This is a genomic window from Nocardia higoensis NBRC 100133 (assembly GCF_000308595.1).
In the GTDB taxonomy this organism is placed as follows: domain Bacteria; phylum Actinomycetota; class Actinomycetes; order Mycobacteriales; family Mycobacteriaceae; genus Nocardia; species Nocardia higoensis.
Window position 1 is genome coordinate 1 of the sequence record NZ_BAGA01000113.1, and the last position, 8,271, is coordinate 8,271.

Annotated in this window: 6 protein-coding genes; 4 read left to right on the top strand and 2 right to left on the bottom strand. The window is 73.8% G+C overall.

Annotated features, from left to right (window positions below; genetic code table 11):
* A partial coding sequence (locus ON26_RS20700) for an ATP-dependent helicase (protein ID WP_040797881.1) occupies positions 1–1,660 on the bottom strand: 1,660 nt, incomplete at its 3' end.
* Positions 1,657–5,604, bottom strand: coding sequence for an ATP-dependent helicase (locus tag ON26_RS20705; RefSeq protein WP_245545928.1), 3,948 nt, complete (start codon positions 5,602–5,604; stop codon positions 1,657–1,659). The genes ON26_RS20705 and ON26_RS20700, both read right to left, overlap by 4 nt.
* 124 nt (positions 5,605–5,728) lie before the next feature.
* Here ON26_RS20705 and ON26_RS20710 point away from each other — a divergent pair, with 124 nt between their 5' ends.
* From ON26_RS20710 to mobA, 4 genes are all read left to right on the top strand, one after another.
* Positions 5,729–6,511: an alpha/beta hydrolase gene (locus tag ON26_RS20710; RefSeq protein ID WP_083884248.1), complete on the top strand. Its 783-nt coding sequence runs from the start codon at positions 5,729–5,731 to the stop codon at positions 6,509–6,511.
* Between the two features lie 2 nt (positions 6,512–6,513).
* Positions 6,514–6,810: an MGMT family protein gene (locus tag ON26_RS20715; RefSeq protein WP_040797882.1), complete on the top strand. Its 297-nt coding sequence runs from the start codon at positions 6,514–6,516 to the stop codon at positions 6,808–6,810.
* Positions 6,811–6,850: 40 nt separating this feature from the next.
* Positions 6,851–7,585, top strand: coding sequence for a VOC family protein (locus ON26_RS20720; protein WP_040797883.1), 735 nt, complete (start codon positions 6,851–6,853; stop codon positions 7,583–7,585).
* 106 nt (positions 7,586–7,691) lie between these two features.
* Positions 7,692–8,271, top strand: a 580-nt coding sequence (gene mobA / locus ON26_RS20725) for a molybdenum cofactor guanylyltransferase (RefSeq protein ID WP_040797884.1), incomplete at its 3' end; no start/stop codon positions are given.

Sequence of the window (8,271 nt, forward strand, 5' to 3'; positions counted from 1 at the left end):
CGAGCCCGGCCTGCTCGACGGGTTCGGGCGCGACCTCACGCAGAGCCTGCTCCAGTGCGGCGCCGTCGGTGATCTCCGCGCCCGCCTCGCCCCCCGGGCGCGCGACCGACAGATCCCTGGCCCGGCGCGCCAGGGCGGCCAGATCCGCGACGCCGATCCGCCAGCGCGCCCCGGTCAGCACCCGCACCGCGGCGCTGCCCGAGGAGGGCTCGGCGATCAGTCGCAGGGTCGCCACGATGTCGGCGACTTCGGGGGTCGCGAGCAGACCGCCCAGGCCGACGATCTCGACCGGGAGCCCGCGTTCGCGCAGAGCCTCCGACAGCGGCGCGGCATCGGCATTGCGGCGCACCAGCACCGCCGAGGTGGGCGGCTCCTCGCCCGCCTCGTGCCTGGCTCGCCATTCCTCGGCGATCCGCTCGGCCACCCAGTCCCGTTCGTCCACGACGGTGGTGGTCAGGGCGAGAGCGACCACGCCGGGTTCCGCGCCCGGCTTGGCCCGCAGCGCGTCGACCGTCGCGCCGCCCGCGCCCCGGGCCGCGCCGCGCAGCGGATCGGCCACGAGGTTGGCCAGCGCGAGCGCCTCGGGCGGGTTCCGCCAGCTGGTCAGCAGTGGCAGGATCGGTGCCGGCACGCCCGGCGCGGCGGGGAAGTCGGTGGCGAACCGGGGCAGATTGGCCGCCGACGCGCCACGCCAGCCGTAGATCGACTGCATCGGATCGCCCACCGCCGTCACCGCGGGCCGGGCCGGGCCGTCGGTGCCGCCGAACAGGGCCGACAGCAGCACACGCTGGGCGTGGCCGGTGTCCTGATATTCGTCGAGCAGCACCAGGCGGAAACGCTCGCGCTCGGACTGCGCGACTTCCGGGTGTTCGGCGGCCAGACGCGCGGCCAGTGACATCTGCGCGCCGAAATCCAGGGCGCCGCGCCGCCGTAACGCCTCGTCCAGGGCGCTGACCAGGGGCAGCAGCGCCACCCGTTCGCGTTGCGCGCGCAGGATGTTGCGCAGCGTCTGACCGGGCCCGCCGCGCTGGCGCGGTCCGGCGGGCAGGGTGTTGATCAGCTTCTCCAGTTCGGTGTGCGCCTCGGCCAGCTGGTCGGGGTCCACCAGGTGTTCGGCCAGCTGCCCCGACAGCGCCAGCACCGCCTCGGTCACCGACACCGGGCTGCGTTCGGTCTCCAGATCGCCGTCCCAGGTGCGCACCACCTGGTGGGCCAGCTGCCACAGCTGGGTCTCGGTGAGCAGCGTGGCCGAGGGCTCCACCGGCAGCAGCAGCCCGTGTTCGCCCAGCAGCCTGCCCGCGTAGGAGTGATAGGTGCTGATCTCCGGTTCGGCGGCGGCCAACTGGGCGCGAACGGTGCCGCCGGAGTCCAGTTCACGCAGCAGCGGAGAGCCGGCCAGCCTGGCGAGGCGGGTGCGGATCCGGGCGGTCAGCTGCTGGGCGGCCTTGCGTGTGAAGGTCAGGCCGAGGACTTGTTCGGGCAGGACCAGACCGTTGACGACCATCCACACGACCCGCGCCGCCATCGTCTCCGTCTTGCCCGCCCCCGCGCCCGCGACCACCAGCGTGGGACCCGGGGGGGCGGCGATCACCGCGGCCTGCTCGTCGGTGGGCGGTGGCAGCCCGAGCGACTCGGCGATCCGCTGCGGGGACACGATCACTCGTCGGTCACCTGCCTGCCCGCGTCCTGCACGGGGCAGCTGCCCGCGACCGAGCAGTGCCTGCAACCGTCGTTGCGCATCGCCAGGTAGCTCGGACCCTTCGTCGCGGCGGCCGCGTCGTGGATGGTGTCGCGCCAGTCCCGCAGCGTCTGCGCGTCGAGCGGGTCCTGCATACGCTGGGTGGCGCCTTCGGTCTTGTGCGACTTGGCCACGTACACCAGCCGGGCGCCGCCCGGTTCACCGAGCGAGCCCGAGGTGTCCGGCTCGGCGGCTCGCGAGTCGTCACCGTAATCGTCGCTGTCCGAACCGGATTCGGTGGCGGCCGGGGCGGGATCACCGTCGGGCGGGCCGTCGAGCGCACCGGCGGCCGCGGCGACCTGGTAGGTGGCCAGCTGGGCATGGTCGGCGGCGGCCTGCTTGCTGATCGGGTTCTTGCCGGTCTTGACGTCGATGATGACGAAGCGGCCCTGCTCGTCGCGCTCGAGCCGGTCGACCCGGCCGCGGATGCGGACCGGCCGTTCGTCGGGCGACCGGGCGGGCAACACACAGTCCACCGGAACCTCCACCCCGGCCTGGGTCAGTTCGCCGCGGGTGTTGCGCACCCAGGCCATGAAGGTCTCCAGCATCGCCTCGGTGCGGCGGCGTTCCTGGCGCGAATGCCAGCCGTCGCCGGGATCGACAGCGCGCCAGGCCTTGTCGAGCGCGGCCCGCACCTGGTCGACCGGGACGCGACCCGCCAGCGCCTGCACGAGCGTGTGCACCAGACTGCCCTTGACCGCGTGCGGATTGTTGCCGTCGGTGCCGCCGTGGCGTTCCAGCGCCCAGCGCAGCGGGCAGGTCCGCAGCAGTTCGACCGTGGAGGGCGAGAGCGCGACCGCCGCCTCGTCCTCGTCCCACAACGGATCCGTCGTGCTGAGTTCGGCTGTGCCGTACCACTCTTCGGGCGCGGTGCCAGGTACCCCGGCATCGGCCAGGCGCGCGAGCTGGTGCGCGGCGCGGCGCCTGCGAGCGGGTTCGGCATCCGGATCGCAGACCACGCCGCGCAATTCGGCCACCAGCGAGTGCATGACCAGGGCGCGTCCGGGATCCACCACGGGCAGCACGCCCGGCTCGGAATCCTCGGTGCGGCCGAGCAGTTCGGTGAGGAAACGGGACGGGACGAGGTCGCGATCGCCGCTCGCCGACTCCACCGCCGTCACCAGCAGGGACCGTCGGGCCCGGCCGCACGCGACCAGCAGCAGCCTGCGTTCTTCGGCCAGGATCGGCGCCGACCGGCTGACGTACTCGCCGGCGCCGCCCACCCCGGCGAGCAGGTCCACCAGTTCCTCGGTGTGCAGCAGCGTGCCGCGCGGCCGGGTGTTGGGCCAGATCCCCTCCTGCACGCCGGCGACCGCCACCACATCCCATTCCCGGCCCGCCGCCGCATGCGCGCTCAGCAGCGCGACCTCCTCGGCGGGCGGGGTCAACGGCCTGCTGTCGTGCGGAATCTCCTGCTGGGAAATGTAATCCACGAATCCTTCGATGCCCGCGCGCGGCAACCGGTCGACGTAGGCCGCCGCCGCGTCGAACAGTCCGACCGCCGCGTCCAGATCCCGATCGGCCTGCATGCCGACCGCCCCGCCTCGTTCGGACTGCGCCACCCAGCGCCGCTCCAGCCGCGACGCCGTCCACAACGCCCACAGCACATCCTCGAGGCTCGCGCCGCGCTCCCGCGCCGCCCGCGCCCGGTCCAGCGCGTGCAGCACCCGGCGCAGCGGCGCCGCCTCCACCTCGGTCAGCCCGTCGAGCACCGCGCGATCCCCGCCGCCGACGAGCAGGCCGCGCAGCACCTCGGCCGAGGACTGGTCCAGCAGCGGCGGTTGCGCCACCTCGACCTGCGCGCCCGGCCCCGAACCGGCCACCCGCACACCGGCAGCGGCCGATCGGCCCGGCAGCTGCGGGTCCACCGGCTCGAGCGACCCGGGGCGGACACCGGCCTGTCGCGCCGCGTCGTCGGCGGTCTCGTCGACCTCCAGGCCCCAGTACGCATCGATCTCCCGCCACTCGGCGTCGTCGGTCAGCGGAGCCCGCGCAGTTTCTTCGGGCTCGCCCGCCTCCGTATCGCCGACGCCTGTGCCGGGCGAGCCCCCGGCCGGACTGCCATCCGATCGAGAGCGCATGCGCTGCGATTCCGCATCGCCGTCCCGTGCGGGTCGGTCGCCATGCCCTGGCGCGCCGGGCCGCCCGGCGCTGTCGACTTCCTCGACTGCATCTGATGCTCGGGCTGTCGCCGTGCGAGCCGATTCCGGCATCGGCCGCACAGCTACTTCCTGATCGGCGGCATCGAAATCGACGAGGGCCGCGGCGGCGAGAGTTCCAAGGACTTCGGCATCGGCGACTACAGCTGATTCCCTTTCGCCGTAACCGAATGCGGCACCTCGGCGCACAGTCGGCATGGCGCGGCGGATGCCCCGCCGCAGCCGGCGCAGGGTGATCTGGTCGGCGCCGCCGAGCGGTCCGGCGAGCAGGTCGAGAGCATCTTCGGCGGAGAAGATCGCGACCGAGGACGCGCCGGGACGGTCGGCGGCCAGCAACGCCCGCAAGGCCAGCAGCATCCAGGCGGCGCCGCGCCGCCGCGCCAGGGGCGCGTCCAGCGTGGGCTGACGCACCGGCACTCCGGCGGCCAGCAGCGCCCGGCGCAGCGGCGCCAGCGAGAGCGGCACCGAGCGCACGATGACGGCCATACGTGACCACGGCACGCCGCCGGTCAGGTGGGCGCGGCGCAGGTGGTCGGCGATGAGGGCGGCCTCCTTGGCAGGGGTGGCCAGGACCCGGACGCGGACCGCGCCGCTCTCGCCGGGAGCGGCGGGCCCGGGGGCCACGCGATGCGGTGCGCTGCCGGGCAGTGCGGCGGCGATCCGGTCGGTGACCAAGCGGATTCCGGGTGCGCTTCGATGGTTCTCGCGCAGCACGATCCTGCGCTCCTCGGGGGCGCCCGGGTCGGCGGCGAAGCGGGTGTCGGCACCGCGGAAGGTGAACACCGCCTGATCCGGGTCGCCCGTGACCACGACGGTGTGCGCGGCGGCGCCGACGACGCGCACCAGCAGCGCGGCCTGAGGATCCAGGTGCTGGGCGTCGTCGACGAACAGATAGCGCAGCCGGGCGCGTTCGTCGGCGAGCAGATCGGCGTCGGTGGCCAGAGCGTCCAGGCAGGCGCCGACGAGTTCGGCGGCGTCGAGCGCGGGCGCCGTCGCCTCCGGTGCCTCCACGCCGACCGACCAGCGCAGCAGCAGCGACTGTTCGTAGCGCTGCAGGAACCGGCCCGCGGCGATCCATTCCTCGCGGTCGTGTTCGCGGCCGATCCGTTCCAGGTCCTCGGGGCCGAGGCCGCGTTCGGTGGCGCGGAGCATGAGGTCGCGCAGCTGCTGGGCGAACCCGTCCAGGCCGAGCGCCGGATGCAGCCGTGGTGGCCACAGATGCCGCGCGCCCGCGGCGATGTCGGCGAGATCGCCGCGCAGCATCTCGCGCAGCACGGCATCCTGCTCGGCACCGGTCAGCAAACGCGGCGGCGGATTGCCGTGGGCGGTCGCATGCCTGCGCAGCACCGCGAAGGCGTAGGAGTGCACGGTGCGCACCAGCGGTTCACGACTGGCTCCCGGCACGCCGCCCGCGGTGGGGCCGCCTTCGGACAGCCGCGCGGTCACGGCGTCGCGCACGGCGGCCGCGGCGTGTTTGGCGTGGGTCAGGACCAGCACCGATTCCGGGTCGGCGCCCGCGGCGATGCGCCCCGCGGCCAGATCGACCAGCAGGGAGGTCTTGCCGGTGCCGGGACCGCCGAGCACCTGCCACGGCTGCCAGCGCGGGCGTGGCGCGGGCGGGCCTGCGACGGCCTCGAGCAGCGGGCGCAGTTCGGCGCCCCAGAGCCTGGCCCCGGGTGGCGTTACTGTCCGGCGAACCAGTCGCACCGCGCTATCCGATCGCACCACGTGGGCTATTGCAACAGACCGGGCCGACACGATCGGCCGGTACGGCCCCGTGGAGTCGGATGCGTCACCACCCGGGGTGACCCGCGGCCGCGCTGCCGACACAATGGTCCCGGTGTCGACTCTTCACCTACACCGCTTCGGTCCCGAGGACGCGCCGGTGCTGCTGGCGTTGCACGGGCTGACCGGACACGGCGCGCGCTGGGCGTCGCTGGCCCGCGAACTGCCCGATGTCCGCATTCTCGCCCCCGATCTACGCGGCCACGGCCGGTCCACGAATCTGCCGCCCTGGGACTTCGAGACCGTGGTGGCCGACTTGGCCGATCTGCTGCGCGGCGAGACCGACGGCCCGGTGGTGGTGACCGGACACTCCTTCGGCGGCGCCACCGCCGTGCACCTGTCCGCCCGGCATCCGGAGCTGGTCCGCGCGCTGGTGCTGCTGGATCCGGCGATCGCGATCGATCCGGCGGCGCTGGCTGACATCGCCCAGCGCAATCTCGACCATCCCGATTACGCCGATCGCGACGAGGCCCGCCGCGACAAGCTCGCCAGCGCCTGGCACGACGTACCCGCAGAACTGCTCGAGATCGAGCTGGACGAGCACCTGAGGCCCGGTCCCGGCGGCCGGGTCGGCTGGCGGCTGAGCCTGCCGGCTGTCACCTCCTACTGGGGACAGCTGGCCCGCCCGTTCGTGCTGCCGCCCGCGGGGCTGCCGACCGTGCTGGTGCAGGCGATGCTCGTGCAGCCGCCGTTCGTCACCCCGGCTTTCCGCTCGGCGCTCGCCGAGCACCTCGGGTCCGCGCTGACGGTCCATGAGTTCGACTGCGACCACATGGTTCCGCTGGCCCGGTCCACGCAGACGGCGGAGCTGATCCGCGGAGTGCTCTGACAATGGCCACCTCCGAGGCGCAGATCGAGCACGTGCGCGCGCTGATCGCGGGCATCCCGCCGGGGCGCGTGGTCACCTACGGCGACCTCGCCGCGGCGGCCGGGCTGTCGACGCCGCGCACGGTCGGCTGGATCATGCGCACCGATTCCGCCGATCTGCCCTGGCATCGGGTGGTCGGCGCGGGCGGCAGGCCGGCGACCGGCAAGTCGGAGCGGCAGGCGCGTCTGCTCGCGGAGGAGGGGGTGCCGTTGCGCGACGGACGCGTCGACATGGCCGCGGCACGGTTCCCGCTTTCCTGAACTCGGCGCCGAGACCGCTCCCCAGGTCTACCGTGGGTTCATGTCCACCCACCTGGCGTGTGTCGTGTTCGACGCGGACCAGCCGCGCGGGCTGGCCGGATTCTGGGCCGAATTGCTCGGTTGGACAGTCCTGTTGGATACGCCGGAGCGCGTGGACGTGGCCGCCTCGGACCCGGCGGGCTGCGATGTCGCACTGAGCTTCCGTCCCGCCACCGCGGCGAAGTCCGGCAAGAACCGGCTCCATCTCGATCTGTGCAGCCGCACCACCGGCCATCAGCGCGAGCAGGTGCGGCGCGCGCTGACATCGGGCGCCCGCCACATCGACCTGGGGCAGGGCGCGGCGCCGTGGACCGTGCTGGCCGATCCGGAGGGCAACGAGTTCTGTGTGCTCGAACCCCGCGAGCAGTATGCGGGCACGGGCACGCTGGCGGCGATCGTGATCGATGCCGTCGACCCCGATCGGCTGTCGGACTTCTGGTCCCGCACCCTGGGCTGGCCGGTGACCCGGCGCGGTCCGGACCTGGTGGGCCTGCGGTCGGCCACCGACCTCGGTTCCTGGCTGGAGTTCGCGCGCAGTCGCGACGCGAGCGACAGGCGCGGCAGGCTGCACCTCGATCTGGAGATCTGGTCGGGCTACGCCGAGGAACTCACGCGTCTGTGCGTCGCGGGTGCGACCCCGGTCGACGGCGGTACCCCGGCGGCAGCCGTACTCGCCGACCCGGAGGCCAACGAATTCCGCCTGCTGCGACCGGCCGCCGACCACCTCGGCGCCTGAGCGGCACCATCGGCACGCCCACTAGCATGCGGTCCATGCCGACCTTCGCGATGCCGTGCCCTGCGATGTCCCCCGAGGCAGCGGTGCCCGCACCGGGTTCCGGCCGATGAGCACCGCCGACGCCATCGTGCTCGCGGGTGGCCGGGCGAGCCGGATGGGCGGCGTGGACAAGCCGGGACTGGTGATCGGCGGGCGTTCCATGCTCGATGCCGCGCTCGCGGCGGTCGCCGGCTGCGCCCGGACGGTGGTGGTCGGCCCGCCGCGGCCGAACCTCGCTCCCCAGATCCGGCAGGTGCGGGAAGCACCGGCGGGGTCGGGGCCGGTCGCCGCGATCGAGGCCGGGCTGGCCGAACTGGGCGGGTCCGGTGCGGCGCTGGTGGCGGTGCTCGCGGCGGACATGCCGTTCCTCACCGCCGAGGCGATCGACGAATTGTGCGAGCGCGCAACGAGGTCGGGGGCGGACGCGGTGTTCGCCGCGGATTCCGACGGGCGTCCGCAGTACCTGGTGGGAGTGTGGCGACGCAGTGCCCTGCGGGCCGCGCTCGACGGGCTCGACTCGGTGGTCAACCAACCGATGAAGGCGATCGTCCCGGCACGGACCGAGATCGTCGAACTGTCCGGGGCCGTGCAGGCGAGCCTCGCCGACTGCGACACCCCCGAGGAGCTCCGCCGGGCCAGGGCGCTCG